General features: G+C 39.0%; 21 protein-coding genes. 10 read left to right on the forward strand and 11 right to left on the reverse strand.

Going from position 1 to position 23,025, the window contains the following annotated elements:
- Window positions 1–588 precede the first annotated feature (588 nt).
- The 4 genes from H4J75_RS05175 to H4J75_RS05190 all read left to right on the forward strand — a co-directional run bounded on the left by H4J75_RS05175 (window position 589) and on the right by H4J75_RS05190 (window position 5,294).
- Window positions 589–1,869, forward strand: coding sequence for a GGDEF domain-containing protein (locus H4J75_RS05175; protein WP_182221545.1), 1,281 nt, complete (start codon window positions 589–591; stop codon window positions 1,867–1,869).
- Window positions 1,870–2,551: 682 nt separating this feature from the next.
- Window positions 2,552–4,276: an acetolactate synthase 3 large subunit gene (locus tag H4J75_RS05180; protein ID WP_070373994.1), complete on the forward strand. Its 1,725-nt coding sequence runs from the start codon at window positions 2,552–2,554 to the stop codon at window positions 4,274–4,276.
- Complete coding sequence (gene ilvN, locus H4J75_RS05185; protein WP_070373995.1) at window positions 4,276–4,773, forward strand: acetolactate synthase small subunit; 498 nt, start codon at window positions 4,276–4,278, stop codon at window positions 4,771–4,773. Before H4J75_RS05180 ends, ilvN begins: the two co-directional genes overlap by 1 nt.
- Window positions 4,774–4,853: 80 nt before the next feature.
- The gene (locus H4J75_RS05190; RefSeq protein ID WP_182221546.1) at window positions 4,854–5,294 is read left to right on the forward strand and encodes a GNAT family N-acetyltransferase; all 441 of its coding nucleotides are present in this window, start codon (window positions 4,854–4,856) and stop codon (window positions 5,292–5,294) included.
- A 4-nt stretch (window positions 5,295–5,298) separates the two neighbouring features.
- On the opposite strand, the gene folD is transcribed toward H4J75_RS05190, so the two are convergent.
- The 10 genes from folD to rnm form a co-directional block, all read right to left on the reverse strand.
- The gene (folD, locus tag H4J75_RS05195; RefSeq protein WP_182221547.1) at window positions 5,299–6,159 is read right to left on the reverse strand and encodes a bifunctional methylenetetrahydrofolate dehydrogenase/methenyltetrahydrofolate cyclohydrolase FolD; all 861 of its coding nucleotides are present in this window, start codon (window positions 6,157–6,159) and stop codon (window positions 5,299–5,301) included.
- A 141-nt stretch (window positions 6,160–6,300) separates the two neighbouring features.
- Window positions 6,301–6,810 (reverse strand): YcgN family cysteine cluster protein, encoded by a 510-nt coding sequence (locus tag H4J75_RS05200; RefSeq protein ID WP_070373998.1) that lies wholly within the window; start codon window positions 6,808–6,810, stop codon window positions 6,301–6,303.
- Between the two features lie 42 nt (window positions 6,811–6,852).
- Window positions 6,853–7,908 carry a lytic transglycosylase domain-containing protein gene (locus H4J75_RS05205; protein WP_182221548.1) on the reverse strand — a complete coding sequence of 352 codons (1,056 nt, stop codon included), beginning with the start codon at window positions 7,906–7,908 and terminating at the stop codon, window positions 6,853–6,855.
- Window positions 7,909–7,918: 10 nt separating this feature from the next.
- Window positions 7,919–8,209, reverse strand: coding sequence for a YcgL domain-containing protein (locus H4J75_RS05210; RefSeq protein ID WP_182215728.1), 291 nt, complete (start codon window positions 8,207–8,209; stop codon window positions 7,919–7,921).
- 52 nt (window positions 8,210–8,261) lie between these two features.
- Window positions 8,262–9,401 carry a ribonuclease D gene (gene rnd, locus H4J75_RS05215; RefSeq protein WP_182221549.1) on the reverse strand — a complete coding sequence of 380 codons (1,140 nt, stop codon included), beginning with the start codon at window positions 9,399–9,401 and terminating at the stop codon, window positions 8,262–8,264.
- A 52-nt stretch (window positions 9,402–9,453) separates the two neighbouring features.
- A complete protein-coding gene (rluB, locus tag H4J75_RS05220; RefSeq protein ID WP_070374002.1) occupies window positions 9,454–10,314 on the reverse strand; it encodes a 23S rRNA pseudouridine(2605) synthase RluB in 861 nt (286 codons plus the stop codon).
- Window positions 10,315–10,424: 110 nt separating this feature from the next.
- Window positions 10,425–11,006, reverse strand: coding sequence for an SMC-Scp complex subunit ScpB (gene scpB, locus H4J75_RS05225; protein ID WP_182221550.1), 582 nt, complete (start codon window positions 11,004–11,006; stop codon window positions 10,425–10,427).
- A complete protein-coding gene (locus H4J75_RS05230; RefSeq protein ID WP_182174866.1) occupies window positions 11,003–11,812 on the reverse strand; it encodes a ScpA family protein in 810 nt (269 codons plus the stop codon). Before H4J75_RS05230 ends, scpB begins: the two co-directional genes overlap by 4 nt.
- A 60-nt stretch (window positions 11,813–11,872) precedes the next feature.
- Window positions 11,873–12,493 (reverse strand): L-threonylcarbamoyladenylate synthase, encoded by a 621-nt coding sequence (locus H4J75_RS05235; protein ID WP_070374004.1) that lies wholly within the window; start codon window positions 12,491–12,493, stop codon window positions 11,873–11,875.
- A gap of 133 nt (window positions 12,494–12,626) precedes the next feature.
- Window positions 12,627–13,511: an RNase RNM gene (gene rnm / locus H4J75_RS05240; protein ID WP_182221551.1), complete on the reverse strand. Its 885-nt coding sequence runs from the start codon at window positions 13,509–13,511 to the stop codon at window positions 12,627–12,629.
- A 328-nt stretch (window positions 13,512–13,839) separates the two neighbouring features.
- On the opposite strand from rnm, the gene H4J75_RS05245 reads away from it, so the two are divergent.
- The 6 genes from H4J75_RS05245 to trpA all read left to right on the forward strand — a co-directional run bounded on the left by H4J75_RS05245 (window position 13,840) and on the right by trpA (window position 20,765).
- Window positions 13,840–15,504 (forward strand): anthranilate synthase component 1, encoded by a 1,665-nt coding sequence (locus tag H4J75_RS05245; protein ID WP_182221552.1) that lies wholly within the window; start codon window positions 13,840–13,842, stop codon window positions 15,502–15,504.
- Entirely contained in the window at window positions 15,497–16,159 is a 663-nt protein-coding gene (locus H4J75_RS05250) for an aminodeoxychorismate/anthranilate synthase component II (RefSeq protein ID WP_182221553.1), read from the forward strand. Before H4J75_RS05245 ends, H4J75_RS05250 begins: the two co-directional genes overlap by 8 nt.
- Entirely contained in the window at window positions 16,152–17,183 is a 1,032-nt protein-coding gene (gene trpD, locus H4J75_RS05255; RefSeq protein WP_182215719.1) for an anthranilate phosphoribosyltransferase, read from the forward strand. The genes H4J75_RS05250 and trpD overlap by 8 nt, the downstream gene beginning before the upstream one ends.
- A gap of 1 nt (window position 17,184) precedes the next feature.
- On the forward strand, window positions 17,185–18,573 hold the full coding sequence (gene trpCF / locus H4J75_RS05260) for a bifunctional indole-3-glycerol-phosphate synthase TrpC/phosphoribosylanthranilate isomerase TrpF (RefSeq protein WP_182221554.1): 1,389 nt from the start codon (window positions 17,185–17,187) through the stop codon (window positions 18,571–18,573).
- Window positions 18,574–18,666: 93 nt separating this feature from the next.
- Window positions 18,667–19,914 carry a tryptophan synthase subunit beta gene (gene trpB, locus H4J75_RS05265; protein ID WP_182215716.1) on the forward strand — a complete coding sequence of 416 codons (1,248 nt, stop codon included), beginning with the start codon at window positions 18,667–18,669 and terminating at the stop codon, window positions 19,912–19,914.
- Window positions 19,911–20,765 (forward strand): tryptophan synthase subunit alpha, encoded by an 855-nt coding sequence (gene trpA / locus H4J75_RS05270; protein ID WP_404842392.1) that lies wholly within the window; start codon window positions 19,911–19,913, stop codon window positions 20,763–20,765. Before trpB ends, trpA begins: the two co-directional genes overlap by 4 nt.
- A 369-nt stretch (window positions 20,766–21,134) precedes the next feature.
- On the opposite strand, the gene glnS is transcribed toward trpA, so the two are convergent.
- Entirely contained in the window at window positions 21,135–22,805 is a 1,671-nt protein-coding gene (glnS, locus tag H4J75_RS05275; protein WP_182215714.1) for a glutamine--tRNA ligase, read from the reverse strand.
- Between the last annotated feature and the right edge of the window lie 220 nt (window positions 22,806–23,025).

Here is a 23,025-nt window from a genome sequence, read left to right on the forward strand (position 1 = left end):
GAAGGTATATTCACTGGCGCAGTCGGCACCGCAGAGCATTTGTGTGAATTTACTGAGCACGTGGGGTTAAAGCGCGCACACGGTAAAGCAAATGCCCAAGCTTGTTTGAATAGCGCGTAAACATAGCTACATTCAAAAACAGCAAGAAAAATACAGCTACCTTGGGGGAGAAGTAAAGCTTGCCTGAAATTCACTCATTTAATCAACATCTATAAAAATCGATATGCAAAGGCTTATAATATGAAGTAAATGCATTGTTGCTGACCAATGGATAGCTGTTTTTCAGAGCATTATTACTGCGTAGAATTATCATGGCTGGCATAATAATTTCACTCATTTAATCAACATCTATGAAAATCGATATGCAAAGGCTTATAAGATGAAGTACATGCCTTGTTGTTGACCAATGGATAGCAGCGTTTCAGAGCATTATTATTGTGTAGCATTATCATGGGTGGCATAGTAACTTTTGCATAAAAAACACATTATAATTGTTAATACACATAACTTTATTGAGTCTAATTTGTACTAGCTTTTTTAAATACATAATGTAATTATAAATCCATTAGTTTTCATTTTTTTAGGAGATTGGCAATTACCTCTAGTTTTTTAAAAGGCAAATTATCCAAAGACCTTCTATATCGTATTTTATTAATTAGTGGAATATGTTCTGTCATATCAATATCCATACAATTAATTATCGAGTATGAATATGAAAAAAGAATACTTGATATTAACATTGAAGAAGTGGCTCACTCATATAAAGATGTATTAAATTTACAAATATATGATTTTAATGATCCTGCTCTTCAAGAAACCTTAGATAGCATCGTAAATTTTGAAAGTATTTCTAGAGCAAGAATCAAGACAAAGATAGATGGTGTGGAAAATGCCATAAAAATGGAATCAGGTGAGCACCCGATAAATAGTGAAACATTTGGTTTTGGTTTAATCATCTCCGATGGGTATAATAATTTTGGAAATCCTATTTTACTTGAATTAGTTGCAAATTTGTCAATTGCAGAAAATAAAGTTGTAGATAAACTTTTTCTTATCGTCTTTTCTCAAGGAATTAAAACTTTTATTGTATCGTTGTTTATCTTACTTTTTATTCATCAGTTAGTAATTAGGCACATACAAGAAATATCTAATTGGTTTGCTCTTTATGATCCAACATCCCCATTCACTCCCTTAAAAATCAATCCTAAGAGCAAAAAGAATAATGAATTAGATAACTTAAAAATATCTGTTAATGAAATGGGAAAACAAATATATCAACATGCAAGTTCACTAGAAAATATAGTTGCTCAACGAACTGAAGAATTAGAAAAATCTAAAAGCGAACTTGAAAAACTAGCATTCACCGACCATTTAACTGGTATCGCCAATCGAAATGCTTTTTTTAAGCAAGCTGATGAAGAGCTGGGTCGAGCTAGACGTTTGTCTTACGAGCTAGGTTTAATGATGCTAGACCTTGATAATTTTAAATCCATTAATGACAACTATGGCCATGATGCTGGTGATGAAGTGTTGAAAGTCATTTCAAAAGCAATGAATGATTGCCTACGTAAGCAGGATACATTGGGTCGTATAGGTGGAGAAGAGTTTGCAGTTATAGTTCCCGGTACAGATAAAGTTGGTATGCACAGGTTAGCAAAGCGTCTTCAAGCTTCTATAGAATTACAAAAATTTTCATTTTTAGGGGAAAATAAAAAGGTTACTGTCAGTATCGGCTACACCAAAGTTAACCAAAATGAGTTGTTTAAATCAGCACTTAAACGAGCTGACGAGCACCTTTATACAGCTAAAAATAACGGAAGAAACCAATTTATTACAGATAAAGAATTTGTGCCAAGCATTGTAGGCTAAATGTAAAACTCTATCGACTGCAATAGGCTCTGATTTGCTGTTAGTAGCTCATAAACTAATGTCAGCAATTTACTATCAGTAGGCCTAAAAAACAACCAGTTGCTAACGCAAACAATGCACACGCAGAAGACGTTAACACCGTCATTTCAGGATGTGTTTCGAATGATTATTAAGGTTCACTTATGCCAGTTGAAGTCAGGTTCCAACTTTATTTAGAGTGTCTCTGGTACTTTATTAATAAAAACTTACTGCCCCATTTGTTTCGATCTTTATTTAGCTTATTTAGATACTCATAAAATTAAATCGTTGCAGGCCAAACACCGCTAATTAATGATAAAAAAGCAACGTTGCTAGCATGGACTTATACCTAAATCATTAAGATAGAATTAAAATGTTATGAGTATATTCATTTAAATCGTAATAATTTATTGACAGATAGAGCAAAACATCTTAAAAATAGAGGCATAAATAACTTTTCTTCGGATTCAATTTACAATGAATGTTACATTTTTACTCATTACACTCCTCTCTGTCGTCGTGGTTATTAAACCATTGCGGAGTTGGTGTTGTGTGTAAGAAAAGTTATTAAATAACAAATACAATAAACCCTCGCTCTGCACAAGACCGAGGGTTTTTTTATTGTTGAAACTTAGTTTAACCATACTTTATAGAAGGCAAGCTCATGACAAAGAAGCAATTCACTGGTGCACAGATGGTAGTAAAAGCATTAGCGGCACTCGACGTGAAGTACATTTTCGGCTACCCCGGTGGTACTGTTTTAGATATTTACGATGCCTTATTTCAGCAAACAGACGTTGAGCATATCTTAGTACGTCATGAACAAGCGGCAACCCATATGGCTGATGGGTTTGCTCGGGCCACCGGCGAGGTAGGTGTCGTGCTTGCCACATCAGGTCCTGGGGCAACAAACTGTATAACGGGTATTGCGACCGCTTACATGGATTCAATTCCTATGGTGGTGCTTTCAGGACAAGTACCCACCACACTTATTGGCGATGATGCCTTCCAAGAAACTGATATCGTTGGCTGCTCTCGTCCCATCGTTAAGCACAGTTTTAACTGTCGGGTGGTTGAAGATATCCCTAATATTATTGCTAAAGCTTTTTATATTGCCAGCACTGGAAGACCAGGACCTGTGGTTATTGAGCTGCCCAAAGACTTATTAATGCCAACCAGCATGGGCGAATTTCATATTGAAACTGATGTTAAGATGCGTTCATACAATCCAAGCATTAAGGGTCACCCTAAACAAATAAGAAAAGCCGTTAAAGCGATGACTACAGCTAAAAAGCTGGTTGTTTATTCGGGGGGTGGTGTCATTATCGCCAATGCATCAGGCTTGTTAACAAAACTTGTTGAAAAGTTAGATGCCCCAATTACCAATACCTTAATGGGTTTAGGTGGCATTTCAGGCACTCATAAAAACTATATTGGTATGTTAGGCATGCATGGTTCAGTTGAAGCCAACAAAACGATGGCAAATGCTGATGTCATTCTTGCACTTGGTGCTCGCTTTGATGATCGTGTCACAAATAATGTTAAGAAATTTTGTCCCGATGCCAAGATAATTCATGTTGATATTGATCCGACTTCTATTTCGAAAACCATTAATGCTCATATCCCGGTTGTTGGCCAACTTGAGGTCGTGTTACAACAGTTATTAGATGAATTAGCGGCAACAGACTTCGAGCCTAATAAAGAAGAAAGAATGCAGTGGTGGCAAGAAGTTAATAACTGGCGCGACATTAACCGCGTAGCTTATGTCCAAGAAGGAGACCAAATAAAACCCCAGCGTGTTATCGAAGCTATGTATAAAATTACCCAAGGTGAAGCATATGTTTGCTCCGATGTCGGTCAACATCAGATGTTTGCCGCACAATACTACCCGTTTGCTAAACCTCGTCAATGGATAAACTCTGGTGGTCTAGGCACAATGGGCTTTGGCTTACCTGCTGCTATGGGGGTTAAATTAGCCTTCCCTGAAAGTCATGTTATTTGCATAACGGGTGATGGCTCTATTCAAATGAATATTCAAGAGCTTTCAACTTGCCTACAGTACAACTTACCTGTGGTTATTATTTCATTAAACAACCGATCATTAGGCATGGTTCGCCAATGGCAGGATATGGTTTATGGCGGTCGTCATTCATCTTCCTATATGGAGTCGCTTCCTGACTTTGTAAAACTTGCTGAATCATATGGTCATGTAGGTATGCAGATAAACCATTTAGATGAATTAGAAGATAAGCTAACCGAAGCCTTTGCAATTAAAAATCGTTTAGTTTTTGTAGATGTATTAGTTGACGAAAACGAACATGTTTACCCAATGCAGATAAGATTGGGCGCAATTGATGATATGTGGATAAAAAAAGGAGTAAAAGCATAATGCGCAGAATTTTAGCTGTTTTATTAGAAAACGAACCGGGCTCTTTATCACGTATTGTTGGCTTATTTTCTCAACGAGCCTTTAATATTGAAAGTTTGACAGTGGCTCCCACTGAAGATCCAAGTTTGTCGCGTATTACTATAGCAACACGAGGCGACGATAGAGTACTAGAGCAGATCGTCAAACAAGTTAATAAACTCATTGATGTCATCAAAATTACCGACTTAACCGAGCGTAGCCATGTTGAACGTGAACTACTGCTGATCAAAGTTTTGGCGATGAATGATAAATCACGCACTGAAGTTAAGCGTATTACCGATATTTTCAGGGGTTCAATTATCGATATTGGTAAGCAAGTTTATACCATTCAATTAACCGGCGATGCTGAAAAGCTTAATGCTTTTATCACGACACTCGCCAATGAAACAGAGATAATTGAATCGGTGCGTTCTGGCTGTGTCGGTATTGCCCGTGGTGAAAAAGCGCTTAGGATATAACGAACACTGAAGTTTAAAAACCAAGCAACCTGCTTGGTTTTTTGTTTTATAATGAGCAGCCAATCATCAAAAGACAGATAATGAAAACGACTTTTTCTCTCGCAACTAAAAGTGATAAAAAATCACTGATGCGTTTTTATAAACAGCAAAGTTACAGCGCAGGCCTAATGGGTTTAGACAACGCTTACTTGCTTAAGTGCTCATCAGAGATTATTGGCGCGGTTATAATTTCAACGCTGCCAGAAAATAGCCAACAATCGTTTTTACATGCATTGGTTATTGAACGGGCCTTTCGACAACAAACGTTAGCCTCACAGCTATTAACCTCTGCCTTCACTCAACATCAACACCAAGAAATCTTCTGTTTTGCTGATGAAACGCTAAATCACTTTTATCTGCAAAATGGCTTTGAAAAAATATCTGAACAACAATTACCTGAGCCACTGCTAGGAAGATTTCTAAGAGTAAAGAAAGCTAAAAGAAATTTATTAGCTTTCACTTGTAAGCCGCTTATTTTATAAAAAATTAACCATTAGTGCTTGCGGCTATAAGGGTGTTTTTCAATAAGCAGGCAATGGTCATTGGGCCAACGCCACCCGGTACCGGTGTTATCGCACCACAAACCGGTGCAACATTAGCAAAGTCGACATCACCAACGAGTTTAGCTTTGCCGTTCTCATCTTCTATATGGTTAATACCGACATCAATAACAGTTGCGCCTGGTTTTACCCAACTGGCTTGAACAAAATTAGCTCGGCCAACCGCCGCAATTAAAATATCGGCTTGCTGACAAATACCTGCGAGGTTTTTAGTGCGGGAATGAGCAATGGTTACTGTGCAATTTTCTTGTAGAAGTAACAAAGCAACAGGCTTACCAACGATATTAGAGCGACCAATGACAACCGCATGCAATCCTGATAAGTCTTCGCCTAAATGTTGTTTAGCCAATATAATGCAGCCTTGCGGCGTACAAGGTACTAATGCGCCTGGCTCGCCATTTAACAAGCGCCCCGAGTTCATCGCATGAAAACCATCAACATCTTTATGTGGAGCAATAGCCGCAATAATAACGCTTTCATCAATGTGTTTTGGCAAGGGTAATTGTACTAAAATACCGTGCACCGCATCATCACTATTTAACTGTTGCAGCTCGGCTAATAATTGTATTTGGCTAGTGTCATGAGGCAATTTAATTTCGTTAGAAATCATGCCGACATCACGTGTCTGCTTTATTTTATTACGCACGTAAACTTCACTTGCTGGGTCTTCCCCAACGAGTACCACAGTTAAGCCTGGTACAATTCCCTTATCTTTTTTAAGGTGGGCGACTTGAAGCGTTAGTGTTTTTCGTAAATCAGCAGCTGCCTGCTTACCATCAATGATCATCTATATTTCACTTTATTAGAATTAGAATTAGCGTTGGAACCATGGGCAACGAGTCACGACTCAATTAAGCGTTAGCCGTCAATCCTTGTTGCTATCACTCTTTGCACTTACCTTTTAGATAGAGGAAAGCAAAGCATAAAATTAATCGATATCATTTAGCGGCCATGAAACAATGAAATCTTCAAAATATTCTATCGCAACATCATCATCTTTAACTATTTTTCCTCGAACCGACATCCCCGCTTTATGCATGGCTGTCTTTTTGCCGTTGTTAAGCAGTGGATGCCACGAAGGCATGCCACGTCCCTCTTTTAGACGACGATAGGTACAACTAGGCGGCATGAAAAAAACACCGTCTAAATTTTCTTGTGTTAAGCGCACACAATCAGGCACTAAAGTGGTACGTTGTTCGTATTTTGAACATTGACAACTTTTTTCATTCAGTAAATGGCAAGCAATATTGGTGTAATGAATCTGCTCACCTTCGTTGATATAAGTGGTTGGCAGTAACTCAGTTTCCTGGGTTGTTTCATCATCATCAATAAACTTGTTTAGACAGCATTTAGCACAACCATCGCAAAGAGACTCCCACTCAGGTCGACTCATTTCTTCTAATTTTTTGGTTTGCCAAAAAGGAGCTTGTTCGCTCATAAATATCTTCTCTTTTATTTTCTCTGGTGAATCGAATGAATTTTACTGAATAGGTGGAAATTTTATTCTGTCTGATAAATGACCGACCGAGCTAACAAAATAATAAGATAGATTCCAATGCATTAGACTCTTATAATTATTATAAGCTAAATAAACACGGCCATTCTCGTCATCAGGAAATACTAGTGCAGCCTTAATGTCGACTTTAGGTAAGTGAGTACCATCGGCACGCCTAACACCTAAAGCTTGCCACTGTGCTAAGGTTTTTTCTGTTTTTTCCCAAGCTTTTAACCAGTTTGCTCGACTACCCGTATTTTTAGGGATAGCCAACGACTTATCGAAATCTGCTGGTAATTTAACCTGTCTACCCCAAGTTAATTCGTCGCTCCAACCTTCTTTTTTAAGATAGTTAGCCATAGACGAAAACACATCGTCTAAATTGCCCCAGATATCTTTCTTGCCATCGCCATCTCCGTCGACCGCAAAAGCAACAAACGAGGTTGGCATAAACTGATTTTGCCCCATAGCACCCGCCCAAGAGCCTTTCATCTGTTTAACACTGATATGTCCCTGTTGAACAATAGTTAACGCAGCCCAAAGTTGTTTCTTAAAAAACACTTCACGGCGGCCTTCATACGCAAGCGTGGTCAATGCCGAAATAACATTATAATTACCCATGATTTTACCGAAGTTTGTTTCTAACCCCCATAACGCCACGATAAAACGAGGTTGAACGTTATATTCTTTACCGATTTTTGTCAGTAAGGGTAAATGTTCTTTATACAATGCACGCGCTTTATTAACTTTCCAGTCAGGAACACGTTTTGGTAAATAAGTATCTAAAGTTTCAACAGTTTCTGGCTGAGAACGATCGGCTTTTACCGCACGCTGATGAAATTTGACCTTTGAAAAGGCGTTATTAACAAGTGCCGTGTCATAGCCCTTGCCCAACGCTTCTACTTTGAGTGCGGTAACATATATTTCAAAACCCGCTGCACTTAGATTTTTTTTTGCCGCTTGAGCAGAGCTAGTTAAACAAAGCAAAATACAACAACTCAGTAGCACACTATATTTTTTAATATCAAAGTAAAACAACATGCAACACTCCTTAATCATCATTGTTATTTTTTATTTTCATTTCCGTTTTATGTTGGTCAAGTAAGTTTTCTACGGGGGGTGGAAGCTGTAAGTAAAAGCCTTGCTCATTTAAATTTGCTTTTACTTTTTCAATGTCTGCTAGTGCCAGCTTTTCTTTTTTTGCTAGATTCATCACAGTAACAAGTGTTGGCGTACCAAAAATCGACATCAAGGGTGCCGGTACTGATGAGAAATCATTACGTTGTTTAACAAAAAGATATGTTTGCGCTTTTTTAGTACTTTTATAAATGGTACACAGCATTAAGAAGACCTATGTTTTTAGTTGTAGTGTTTTAAAATGCCTAATAGACAGTTTATTTAAAATCATTTTTGGCGAATAAATTTAATTGCTCACCGAACAAGGTTTTACGCCAGCCCGACAATATATCAATTGATTCACTATACTCGGGCGCATTATGTAATTTAAAATGCCATGACAAAAATTGATTGATTTGTTTTTTCGAAGCTAAATTTTCAGCGGTAAGTTCAGCGTTTAACGCTTGTTCAGCAACAAAGTTTTTCACTTTCTTAAAGATTTGCTTATAACCTGGGTATTCATCAAGACGAAAAATTTTCTCGGGGTATTGACCACAATCTTCTTGCTCAGCCTTTTTTAAGACCATCAACATTGTTTTGCCCTTGTGGCGAACATCAAGCATTTCGACGCCTTCAAGGTTGGCCATAACCGCAACGTTATCAGGGTTATGAACCGCTAAAGCAAATAAGGTGTGATCTTTAGCAATAAAGCCTATCGGCATATCACGACTCTTCGCTTGCTGAAAACGCCAACTGGCTAAGTGTTGCAAGATGTACAGTTGCTTGGCGCTGAGTTTCCAGCTTAACTTGATATTACGATATAATTTACTTTCATCGATAGGCGTAAATTTTTTCTCTATCAGTAAATCACTTTCTTCCTGCGCAGCATCGAGCCAGCCTTTTTGCTCAAGTTCATCACGAATACGCGGGTAAAGTTGAAATAGATACTCGACGTCTGCTTGCGCATAATCAAGCTGTTTAGCACTTAAAGGACGCTTCATCCAATCGGTTCTAGACTCTGACTTATCAACTTCTATCTCAAGATAATGGTTGACCATTGCGGCATAGCCCATTGATAAACCATGGCCGAGAAACGACATCATTATTTGACTGTCAATTAAGTTAACCGGACGACAATTTGCCGCAGTCAGAAAAACTTCTAAGTCTTCTGAGCAAGCATGTAGTACCTTACAAATTTTTTCATCGGTTAGTAGCTGCCAAAAGGGTGATAAATCATCTATCGCAACGGGGTCAATTAACGCTAAGTTTTCCCCGTCGTTCACTTGAATAAGACCTAATTTAGGATACAAGGTACGAGTACGAACAAATTCGGTATCTATTGCCAAAAAGTCTGCTTGCGCAAGTTTCTGACAAAGCACAACCAATGAGGCATGATCTTCTACGTAAGTTTTATTCAAGTTTATCCCTTAAAAAATTAATGACAGCTTATGCAACAATATCAACAAAAGACTAACGGCGGCGACGCGTTGCTTGTTGGCTTCTTTGTTGATGTTTTTTCACTGAGCGGCGAATACGACGGCTTTTGGCATTATCCATCACTTTTTCGTCCACTTTTACTTTGCTTTGTGTTTCAACTGGCAAGCCCACTAATTTACGGTAGTAATTGACTTCAGGTAAAGCTAACTCAGTCCAACCACCATTAGGTAGTTGTCGTTTCATTTCCATATCGCCATAGCGCACACGAATTAAACGGCTGACTTGAACTTCTTGGCTTTCCCATAAACGGCGAACTTCACGGTTACGCCCTTCAGAAAGTACCACATGGAACCAATGATTACGTCCTTCACCACCTTTGTAAGTGATCTTTTGAAATTTCGCCGGTCCATCTTCCAATTTAACACCCGCACGCAATGTTTGCAGCATGGCTTCATTAACTTCTCCAAAAACACGTACTGCATATTCACGTTCAACTTTTTGTGAAGGATGCATTAAGCGATTAGCAAGCTCGCCATCAGTAGTAAATAACAACATACCCGAAGTGTTAATATCTAATCGACCAACAGCAACCCAGCGACTATTCTCTAGTGGCGGTAAACGATCAAAAACCGTTGGGCGCCCTTCAGGATCTTTCCGGGTACACATTTCGCCTTCGGGCTTGTTGTACATAATGACACGACATAAATCGTCTTCTTTAGGTTTTAACTTAACGATGTGACCATCAAGACGAATTTGCTCACTTCCTTCGATGCGGTCCCCTAAAAAAGCGGTTTTTCCATCAACACTGATACGACCAGCACTAATGAAAGTTTCCATTTCACGGCGTGAACCTTTACCGGCACGGGCAAGGACTTTTTGTAATTTTTCAGACATGGCTTTAACTCTCTTTACGTCAGTAACTTCACGGTGTTTTCCGCTACGTTGCTGTCTCTAAAATAAATAGTGTTTGTATATTTTTATTAATACGGGTGCTGTTGCTATAACTAAACCGATGCTTGCAAAGGTTTATCTATAGCGCCTAAATCAGCCATAGGCAATAATTCGGGTAACTGGCTTAATGAAGTTAATGAAAAATAATCTAAAAATGCTTTTGTGGTCGCATATAACGATGGCCGCCCAGGCACTTCTTTATTACCAACCACTTTCACCCAGTTTCTTTCTAATAATGTTTTTATTATATAACTACTTACTGCTACTCCGCGAATCTCTTCAATTTCGCCGCGGGTTATTGGCTGTTTATAAGCAATAAGGGCAAGCGTTTCTAAAAGTGCTCGCGAATACTTAGGCGCTTTTTCTTTGGTGAGCTTAGCAACAAAAATAGCTAAGTCTTCATTAAGCTCACTAATCGTTTCAAATCGGTAACCTGAAGCAACCTGCACCAAATTAACCCCTGAATTTTTATATTTTATCACCAATTCACCAATGACATCACGAATTTGCTGGTGATTTAGCTGATAATTAACTAATAATTCTGTTTTTATTTGCTTAACACTCAAAGGTCCATCGCTGACAAAAAAAGCCGCTTCAATAAGTTTAGCTATTTTTATTTTTTCAACCGTTGTCATACTGGTAAACGCACTCTTAATTGACCAAAAATGGTGGTTTGTACACATTCTATCAAACTTTCTTTGATCAACTCTAAAATAGCTAAAAAAGTTACCACAACACCTTGTCTGCCCTCAACGACTGCAAACAAAGCGCTAAATTCAACAAAAGCTGAGCTATTTTCTGCAGCACACTTTAACTGCGCTAATATTGATGACATCCGCTCTCTGGTTGATAAAGATTCTTTTTCGATATGATGATGTTCGAGTGCTTTGGTACGTTTAAGTACTCCTTGTAAAGCACTGACAAGTTCACTTAAGTCGACATCAGCCTGAAAAACGGCGGCTTGAAAATCTTCAGATAATTCAACATTCCCTTGAAAAAAATCACGTTCAAGACGAGGAATTTGATCAAGTTGTTGCGCGGCACTTTTGATCACTTCATATTCTTGCAAACGCCGTACTAATTCGGCACGTGGGTCTTCGTCCTCATCAGCTACCGCTTGTTTTGGTAATAATAAACGTGACTTTATTTCCATTAAAATGGCAGCCATTACTAGGTATTCGGCCGCTAATTCCATTTTAATTTCTTTCATTAATTCAATGTATTGCATATATTGTGTAGTGATCGGCGCAATAGGCATATCAAGAATATCAAATTTTTGCTTACGAATAAGGTAAAGCAATAAATCAAGTGGTCCTTCAAATGACTCTAAAATAACCTCTAAGGCATCAGGCGGAATAAATAAATCTTTTGGCTTATTAACCACCACTTCACCACGGATCAATGCCAGCGGTAATACTTGCTGAACCATCTCTCGCGGCATAGTTTTTTCTTTTGAATTAGCGGGCTGACTCACTCGTTATTAATCCATAATAAGTTGTAGTTATTCAAAAGGACTTGGGTCGCCTTCACCGACTCGAATAACTTTCACTTCATCATCAGAAAAATCAATGACGGTGGTTGGGTGCTCACCCAAGTGCCCGCCATTAATGATTAAATCAACTTGGTGCTCTAAAATATCGCGAATGTGCTCAGGGTCATACTCTGCTCGTTCTTCACCCGGCATGATTAGCGTTGTCGACATAATAGGTTCTTGTAGTTCAGCCAGTAAGGCTTGCACTATGGCATTATCAGGCACCCGAATACCTATGGTTTTTCTTTTCGGATTTAATAACCGTTTAGGTACTTCTTTTGACCCTTTAAAGATAAAGGTATAAGGACCTGGGGTATTACTTTTTAATAACCGATAGGCGCTGTTATCAACACGGGTATACTCGGATAATTCAGATAAATCACGACACACTAAGGTGAAATTATGATCTTTATCGATATTTCGGATATTACAAATACGTTCAAGCGCTTTTTTGTCGCCGATATGACAACCTAAAGCATAACCTGAATCGGTAGGGTAAACGATAACACCACCTTGTTGGATAATGGCCGCCGCTTGCTTCATCAAACGACCTTGCGGATTATCTGGGTGTACATAAAAAAACTGACTCATAAATTTTCTCCACTAAGATGTTGATGTTAATTTCAGTATTACTTTAGGTACGACTTTAAGTATTAATACAGTTGTTAAGCTTACTACTCACTTACGTATACCTCAGGTATACCTCTGTTGCTCACTTAGTAACTCACTTAACGGCCTTAGGCCAAAGGTCCCAAATGGGTTTCACCTGATCGGGCATACGTAAATTACGACCTAAATCACTCCATCGCGTTGGATAATGAAAGTCTGAGCCCATAGATGCATGTAAATCATATTCTAAACAAAAGCTTAGCATTAATTTTCGTTGTTCGTTAGCCATTTGCGGTAATACTATTTCTAAACCATCACCTTTTGCCGCTTTAAACTGCACCACTAAGCGGCGTAACCATTTGGTTGATAAGTCATATCTAACCGGATGGGCAATCACCGCATTACCACCGGCGTGATGAATCGCGGCAATCGCTTCTTCAATAGAACACCAGTTTGGCTTTACAAACGCGCGTTGGCCTTTGCCAATGTATTTATCAAAGGCTTTTTGCATATGATCAACATGGCCTTCTTGCAATAATATTTTAGCAAAGTGTGCCCGCGTTATAGAGCCTTGCCCTGCAAGCTCTTTCGCTTGCTCGTAGATGCCAGGGAAGCCACATTTGGTGAGTTTTTCACCCATGGTGGTGGCACGTAATTCTCTTGCTGCTTGCTGGCTGGCAATTAACGTTTGTAATTGTTCATTATTTTCATCGATGTTTAAGCCAACAATATGAATTTCAAAACCATGCCAGCTGGTTGATATTTCGATGCCATTGATGATGGTTAATGGATGATTTTTTTCTAGAATATAATCTTTAGCTATAGATAAACCTTTAAGCGTATCGTGATCGGTAATAGCTAAAACATTCAATTGGAAGTTAACCGCCCGTTCAACAAGCTCTTGCGGCGTCAGTGTTCCATCAGAACATTTGGTATGACTGTGCAAATCGACCCGTAGGCTATAATAATCAGCTAAATCAGAGGTTGACAATACAGTCATAATCGGTTCTTCTATAGGGGAATTAATTGCTAAGGCAATTTTACTGAGATGAAGACAATAATGATACAAGTAAAACAAACTATTTCGATGAATTGTTGGTGGCATAAATCTGCATAAGTGGGTTGTGATGTTTACTTGTACGTAAAAATTCAAAAAGCCTGCTTATTTCATAATGAGTGGGCTTTTTACTTTTTAGCTCAAAGCTAAAGTACTATGGCGAAAAAACATGATTATTACGCGCGTTAAAAGTTGGTTTATATGGTGGCTATTGCCTATTTATGCAGGTTGACCATTAATTTAAATTAGACGTTAAAAGCTAGGAAAGAATATGAATCATCAGAATACGCTTACCATAGATAAGCAAACTGGCAGTGTTACCACACTATCAGAAACCGTTAAATATCAGACCGATCCCCTGGCGATATTTCACCAGTTAAGCCAAAACAGCGACAATAACTTATTATTAGAATCGGCTGAAATTGATAAAAAACATCAATTAAAAAGCTTATTACTTACCGATGCGGCATTAAAAATAACCTGTCATGGTAATCTTGTTACGTTTGAAGCATTAACAAACAATGGTCAATCGGCCCTTGAGTTTGCGCAACAGCATTTAGCTGAACACGCTACGTTAAGCGTTAAAGATAAAACACTTAGCGCCATTTTCCCTGAACTGACTCAACAACTGGATGAAAAATCGCGCTTACTCGCTATTAATCCTTTTCAAAGTTTACGCTTATTTAATAAGCTTAAAAATAGCAACAATCACCCTTTTGCGATATTTTTAGGTGGAGTCTTCGCCTTTGATATGATGTCGATGACCGAGCAATTACCGACAGTAAGCCAAGGTGATAATACCTGCCCAGACTTCGTCTATTATTTGGCTGAAACTGTTGTGGTTATCGATCATGAAGCGCAATCAACTGAAGTTATTGGTAATATTTTTTCAGGAGAAGCGGCCAATCATAATCTAGTGACAATTCGTCAACGGTTAGTCGATATAAAAAATATTTTGGCCCAACAATATATTGCTCAAGAAAGACCTTATGACAAGCCGATTGAAAAAAGTGAAGTTAGTAGCGACATCTCAGATCAACAGTTTTGTGACACGGTTAATCAGTTAAAAGAAAATATTCGCGCCGGTGATATTTTTCAAGTGGTACCTTCTCGTACCTTTACGCTAAAGTGCTCAAATACCTTAAATGCTTACAAAGCGTTAAAGCAAAGCAACCCTAGCCCTTATATGTTTTACCTAAAAGACAGCGAATTTTGTATTTTTGGTGCTTCTCCAGAATCTGCATTAAAATATCAACATAAAAATCGTCAAGTAGAAATTTATCCCATTGCCGGAACTCGTCCGCGCGGACTTAATAAAGACGGTTCAATTTCACTTGATTTAGACAGTCGTATTGAACTTGAATTACGATTAGATAAAAAAGAATTAGCCGAGCACACTATGCTGGTTGATTTAGCCCGCAACGATATTGCCCGCGTTAGTCAAGCAGGTACTCGCTATGTTGCTGACTTATTAAAAGTTGACCGTTACTCTCATGTTATGCATTTGGTCTCTAGAGTTTGTGGCACCTTAGCGCTTGATCTTGATGCTCTGCACGCTTATCAGGCTTGTATGAATATGGGCACTTTATCGGGAGCCCCCAAAGTAAAAGCGACACAATTAATTCGAGAAGTAGAAGGCAAACGTCGAGGGAGTTATGGCGGCGCGGTTGGCTATTTAACCGGTGACGGTGAAATGGATACCTGTATTGTTATCCGCTCTGCTTTTGTTAAACACGGTATCGCGCATGTTCAAGCGGGTGCCGGTGTTGTTTACGACTCAGATCCCCAGTCAGAAGCCAATGAAACCAAGCAAAAAGCACAAGCGGTCATTAATGCCATTCAACATGCAGAACGGTTTACTGTTGAGATCACCGCCGCACCGAGTAGCGACAGCGCTAACCTAAACACCCCGTGCAAGGAGAGTAATCATGCATAGTCATCAAGAACCCCCTATTAATGGCAATGTTAGAATCTTCATGCTCGACAACCTCGATTCTTTTACTTACAACTTGGTCGATGAATTTCAATGTTTAGGATTTGAACCGACCATTTATCGAAACACTCTATCGGCAGATTTTATCTTTGAACAAATGCAAAAATCCACCGATCGAGTATTACTCGTATTATCGCCCGGCCCAGGAGAGCCCAATAAAGCCGGCTGTTTAATGGCATTAATAGCCAAATGTGCCGGTAAATATCCAATCTTAGGCATTTGTTTAGGCCATCAAGCCTTAGTTGAACACTATGGCGGTAAAGTTATCCGTGCACCTGAAATTGTCCATGGTAAAGCGTCGAGTATTACTCATCGTCAAACCGGTGTTTTTGACCAGATAAATCACCCCTTACCTGTGGCGCGCTATCATTCACTGATAGCAAGTGAAGTCCCTAATACCATTGATATTATTGCTGAATATATAACATCTGAACAAATCAGTTTACCAATGGCCATTGAGCATAAGACGGACGTAGCCTTAGGATTTCAATTTCATCCAGAGTCAATCCTAACGACTTATGGCGGCACGTTATTAGCGCAAACTATTGATTATTTACTGGCTTCACCACACAAAGCAGCGGAAGGTTCTTATGAGTAAAATTTTACAACAACTTGTTGATGGAAATGATATTAGTCAGACTGAAGCTGAAGATTTTTTTAAAAATATGATCAAAGGTGAAGTTGAGCCCGTACTGTTAGCAAGTGTATTAACTGCCTTAAAAATAAAAGGCGAAACGGCTAACGAAATTTCAGGTGCTGCCCTAGCAGTAAGAGGCTCAGCAACACCATTTCCACAGCAAGAGCATAACGTTGCTGACTGTGTAGGTACCGGTGGCGATGGCGCGAATACCATTAATATATCAACTACCGCGGCAATTTTAGCCGCGGCATGTGGCTTAAAAATGGCGAAACACGGTAACCGAAGTGTTTCTAGCATGTCTGGCTCCGCAGATTTATTGGAAGCCTTTGGCGTCAATTTAATGATGTCGCCAACGACAGCAAGTGCGTGTTTAGCGCAAACAAATTTATGTTTCTTATATGCTCCGGCTTATCACCCGGGTTTTAAACATGCAGCTCCGGTTAGAAAATCTATGGGTGTGCGCACTTTATTTAATATATTAGGGCCATTAGTAAATCCTGCTTCACCGAGCACCATGTTACTCGGTGTTTATACACCAGCGCTTATCGATGTAATGGCAAAAAGTTTACTGTTAACTGGGGTTAAACGTGGTTGGGTCGTTCACGGTAGCGGTTTAGATGAAATTGCCTTACACGGCGAAACGCAAATTAGCGAGATAGCCAATGGTCAGTGTACAAGCCGAACCATTTCTCCCGCTGATTTTGGCTTACCCAGTTACACATTAGAAGATATTAAGGGCGGTACGCCACAAGAAAATGCTGACTATATTCGCGCAATTCTTAGTGGTAATGGCAAGGCTGCTCATAATGCCGCTGTCATTATTAATTGTGCCGCATTATTGTACCTACATGATAAAGCAACTGATTTAAAAATAGCCGCTAACATGGCAAGAGAAGTATTAGCTTCAGGTAAAGCATTAACGACTTTAGAAAATATGGTCGTGATTTCAAACTCAAATTTAGACTCAAAGGCAATGGCATAACATGGCAAATGTATTAGAAAAAATTGTTGCTGATAAACGTATCGAAATAGCGCAACGTAAAATTGATTTTCCATTAAGTGAATTTATTGACACTTTAGTACCCACTCAAAAAGATATGTACGGTGCACTTGATAGAAAAAAAGGTCACGCGCATGCTGGCTTTATTTTAGAGTGTAAAAAGGCTTCGCCATCGAAAGGTTTAATACGCGAAAATTTTGACCCTAAGGCTATTTGCCAGATTTACGATAAATATGCTGCCGCTATTTCTGTTTTAACCGATGAAAAATACTTTCAAGGCACTTTTGAATATTTAAAAATAGTGACTGACTCGGTAAATTGTCCAGTACTTAATAAAGATTTCTTTGTTGATGCCTATCAAGTTTATTTGGCGCGATATTACGGTGCTGATGCGATTTTATTGATGCTAAGCGTTTTATCAGACCAAGAATATAAAGACTTATCTGCTATCGCTGAGCAATATAACTTAGCGGTCTTGACTGAAATATCTAATGATGAAGAGCGCGATCGAGCCATTGATTTAGGCGCTAAACTTATTGGCATTAACAACCGAGATTTACGCGACTTATCCACCGATATCGCTCGAACCTTTGACTATGCGCCGACACTGCCTGCTGATCGCATCGTTATATCTGAATCGGGTATTTATACCAACGAACAAGTTCGCGAGTTAGCGCCAGCAGTTGATGGCTTCTTAGTGGGTAGTTCAATCATGGCAGAAGATGATATTGATTTAGCTTGTCGTAAACTCATTTATGGCAATAATAAAGTCTGCGGCTTAACACAAGTTGACTATGCCCAAAGTGCTGTTGATGCCGGCGCACAATTTGGTGGCTTAATTTTCGCTGAAAAGTCGCCAAGGTATGTTAACGAACAACAAGCAAAAATGATTGTCGAGCAGGTTCCCTCTTTACGTTACGTTGGCGTGTTTGTTAATCATGCCATTGAAGAAGTGGCGAAACTTGCACACAAGCTAAACTTATTTGCGGTGCAACTTCATGGTAATGAAACTTCACAATATATCGCTTCATTGCAGCCATTACTTCCAAAAGGCTGCCAAAGTTGGAAAGCTTTGCCGGTCGAAGACGAAGTACCTGAGTTAATGAGTAATGCGCAGTTTTATGTCTTAGACGGCAAAAATGCCGGCAGTGGTGAAACCTTTAATTGGCGAGCGTTAGCCGATTCTGGGCAAGACTTAAGTCATTGTTTTCTAGCGGGCGGGTTGTCTATCGATAATATAGCGCAGGCGGTTAGCCAGAAAACAACACTAGATTTATTTGGTTTGGATCTCAACTCAGGCGTTGAAACAAGCCCAGGCGTTAAAAGCCGCGAAAAACTTCAACAAGTTTTCGCCGCCATTAGACACTATTAATAAGACCGAACACACAAATTAAGTGAATATTTATACGCTATAAATAACTCACTTAATTCATGTAACTCGTATAAAGCATTAGGAATAAAGAAAATGACAGATCAAACAATTAAACAAGAGACAACCCAAGTAAAAGCAACTTTACCAGCCTATTTTGGCGAATTTGGTGGTATGTTTGTTGGTGAATTATTAGTCCCTGCCCTTGAGCAGTTAGAGCAAGCATTTATTGACTCACAACAAGACGAGAGCTTTTTAACTGAGTTTAATGACCTACTAACAAATTACGCGGGACGTCCGACCCCCCTGACCTTAACCCGGAATTTATGTAAAAATCCATTAGCTAAAATATATTTAAAGCGCGAAGACTTATTACACGGTGGCGCGCATAAAACCAATCAAGTCCTTGGCCAAGCATTACTCGCTAAACGTATGGGTAAAACAGAAATTATTGCCGAAACAGGTGCTGGGCAACACGGCGTAGCTACAGCTATCGCTTGTTCACTATTAGGTTTGAAATGTCGAGTTTATATGGGCGCATTAGACTGTGAACGTCAACAACCCAATGTATTTCGCATGAAATTAATGGGAGCAGAAGTTATCCCTGTTACTGCAGGCTCCGGCACCTTAAAAGATGCCGTAAATGAAGCTTTGCGTGACTGGTCTGCAAACTATGAAAACGCTCATTACTTGTTAGGCACAGCCGCAGGTCCTCACCCGTTTCCAACTATCGTTCGTGAATTTCAAAAAATGATTGGCGAAGAAGCTAAACAGCAAATCCTTAAACAAGAAGGTCGCTTACCAGATTATGTCATTGCTTGTGTGGGTGGTGGTTCAAACGCCATTGGTATATTCCATGATTTTATTAAAGAGAGCAGTGTAAAATTAATTGGTGTGGAAGCGGGTGGCAAAGGTGTTAATACCAACCAACATGGTGCAACTTTAGTTGCCGGTACAAAAGGTATGTTACACGGTAACTACACTTATATTATGCAAGATAAATCAGGACAAATAGAGGAGTCGTACTCGGTTTCAGCCGGTCTAGACTACCCAGCTGTTGGTCCGCAACATGCCTTTTTAAAAGATACGGGTCGAGCTCAATATGTGCCTATTAATGACGACGAAGCGTTATCAGCTTTTAAACTGTTAGCAATGAATGAAGGTATTATTCCAGCACTTGAACCATCACATGCCCTTGCTCATACGATTAAAATGGCGGAAGCGGTTACTGAGGAAACAGTATTTCTTGTTAATTTATCAGGGCGCGGTGACAAAGATTTAGCGCATGTGCAAACAGTGTTACAAGCTGAAAATGAAGCAAAAATTCAAGGAGAAGCAAAATGAGCTTAGACACAACGTCAAACAAGCAGATGACTACACGTTATCAGCAAACTTTTGCTGAATTAGCAAAAAAGAATCAAGGCGCTTTTATTCCGTTTGTGACCGTAGGCGATCCAAGTATTGAGCAGTCATTTGAAATAATCAAAGCTTTAATCGATGCTGGCGCAGATGCATTAGAATTAGGTATTCCATTTTCAGACCCAAGTGCTGATGGTATTACTATTCAAATGGCGGCATTGCGTGCACTCAACGCTGGGGTAGACACTGATGTTTGCTTAACTATTTTAGCAAAAGTTCGTGCTTACGCGCCTGAAATCCCAATCGGTTTACTACTTTATGGAAATTTAGTTTTTGCTCGTGGTATTGATGATTTTTATAAAGATATGGCTGCTGCTGGTGTTGATTCAGTGTTAATTGCTGACTTACCTTTGCGTGAAAGTGCCCCGTTCCGTGCTGCTGCACTAAAGTATGGTGTTGCGCCAATATTTATTGCTCCGCCTAACGGCAGCGAAGAAACATTAAAGCAGGTTGCAAAATATAGCTACGGCTATACCTACGTATTAAGTCGTGCGGGTGTAACGGGTGTGGATACGCCTAAAAGTGCATCGGTAGAAGCCACTAATCCTGCTATTCACTTAATTGAAAAGCTAAAGGCAAATAATGCCTCACCTGGCGTGATAGGGTTTGGTATTTCTAACCCAGAACAAGTTAAAGCAGCACTTGCAACGGGTGCCGCTGGCGCAATAAGTGGTTCTGCCGTGGTTAAAATCATTGAAAATAATCTTGATGATAACCAAGCAATGTTGGCGGCATTAACACGTTTTGTTCAAGAAATGAAAGCAGCAACGCGTTAATAAAAAACGCCTGTTTATTACCTATAAAATTAAATAAAGCCAGCTGAATTAACATAAGCTGGCTTTATTTTTATCACTATGTTTTGTTAACTTGCTAATAAAATCTTATTAACTATCACGTTTAAATAATAAATATAACGCTATTGCATTATTTATCACTAGCGGACGTTTAACTTCGTTAGTTTTTCAAAAATAGCTCGTCTGTTATCTAAACTTTAAAATCACACACCTAAATATATTAAGAATTACGATACCATTCAAAACAAGCTATATGATGAAAAAATTAAAGTATAAATTTAGATAAAAAAAAACCTTTATATACCGGTGAGATTCCAGTAAATAAAGGTTTTAAACGTAATAGTAGGGTAATTAGTTACCCATTTTAGCCCAAGTATCGCGCAAACCTACCGTACGGTTAAATACTAACTTATCACCTTGTGAGTCTTTATTATCACGACAAAAATAACCTTGGCGTTCAAATTGAAAGGCTTGTTCAGGTTTAGCATTGACCAATGATGGTTCTACTTTAGCGTGACTAATGGTAATTAACGAATCTTCATTCATCACACTCTGAAAATTTTCTGCAGCAGCAGGATTTGGTACATTAAATAAACGGTCGTATAAACGAATTTCTGCATCAATAGATTGCTGAGCAGCAACCCAATGAATTACACCTTTTGGTTTAGTACCATCTTCAGGGTTTTTACCTAAGGTATCGGCATTATAATTACAATAAACGGTCGTAACATTGCCTTCGCTGTCTTTGTCACAACGTGTGGCGGTAACAACATAAGCTCCACGTAAACGCACGGCTTTATCAAGTACTAAACGTTTATATTTTTTATTAGCTTCTTCACGAAAGTCTTCCGCTTCAATATAAAGTTCTGCGGCGAAAGGAACAATGCGAGTACCTTGTTCATCATCACTTGGATGATTTTTTACTGTTAATTCTTCTACTTGATCTGCTGGATAGTTTTCTATTACCAATTTAATCGGGTCAAGTACCGCCATAGCACGAGGTGCATTGTCATTGAGGTCTTCACGAATACAAGCTTCTAAAACTCCAATTTCAACGGTATTGTCCATTTTAGTAACGCCAATACGTTTAGCAAACTCACGTAATGAGCTCGGAGTGTAACCGCGACGACGAAAAGCAGCAATCGTTGGCATACGCGGATCGTCCCAACCATTTACAAGCTTTTCATCAACTAACGTATGAAGTTTACGTTTACTCATCACCGTATATTCAAGGTTTAAACGTGAAAATTCATATTGATGTGGTACAACATCAATCGATACATTTTCAAGTACCCAGTCATATAAACGACGGTTATCTTGAAATTCTAATGTACAAAGTGAATGGGTAATACCTTCAATAGCATCAGATAAACAATGGGTAAAATCGTACATCGGGTAAATGCACCATTTGTCGGCTGTTTGATGATGATGAGCAAAACGAACGCGATAAAGAATCGGGTCACGCAAACACATAAAGCTTGATGTCATATCAATTTTAGCGCGAAGAACACATTCGCCTTCTTTACATTTACCGTCTTTCATTTTGGCAAAAAGTGCTAAGTTATCTTCAACACTCGTATCACGATACGGGCTATTTTTCCCTGGCGCTTTGAGCGAACCACGATGTTCGCGTGCTTCATCCGCATTTAAGAAACAAACGTATGCCAAGCCTTTTTCAATTAATTCAACAGCAAAACCATGCAATTGATCAAAGTAATCAGAGGAGTAATGAACCTTACCCGCCCAATCAAACCCTAACCATTTTACGTCTTCTTGAATTGAGTTAACGTAATCAATGTCTTCTTTTTCAGGGTTGGTATCATCGAAACGTAAATTACATAAGCCTAGGTAATCTTGAGCAATGCCAAAATTTAAACAAATTGCTTTCGCATGGCCAATATGTAAAAAACCATTGGGCTCAGGTGGGAAACGAGTTTGTACACTCGAATGTTTACCACTTTCAAGATCCGCATCGATAATTTGACGAATAAAATTTGTTGGGCGTTTTTCAGCTTCCGACATCCACAAAACCTCTAAAAAGAATTTAAACTACGTTATTTTTCGGCATTATAACAACTGTTAATCAAAGGGAATAGCGCTTATCTCGGCAAATTATAAATTTTACGCATTAAGGGCAAAAGTTGCTTAAGAATTAAATAAATATCGGCTTATTCCTAGAAAAATCAATTAACGTCTGATTATCATCAATAGGTATTTACCTAATCCCCATAAAAAAGAGAAG

This window comes from Colwellia sp. BRX10-1 (genome assembly GCF_014077545.1).
Lineage (GTDB): Bacteria > Pseudomonadota > Gammaproteobacteria > Enterobacterales > Alteromonadaceae > Colwellia_A.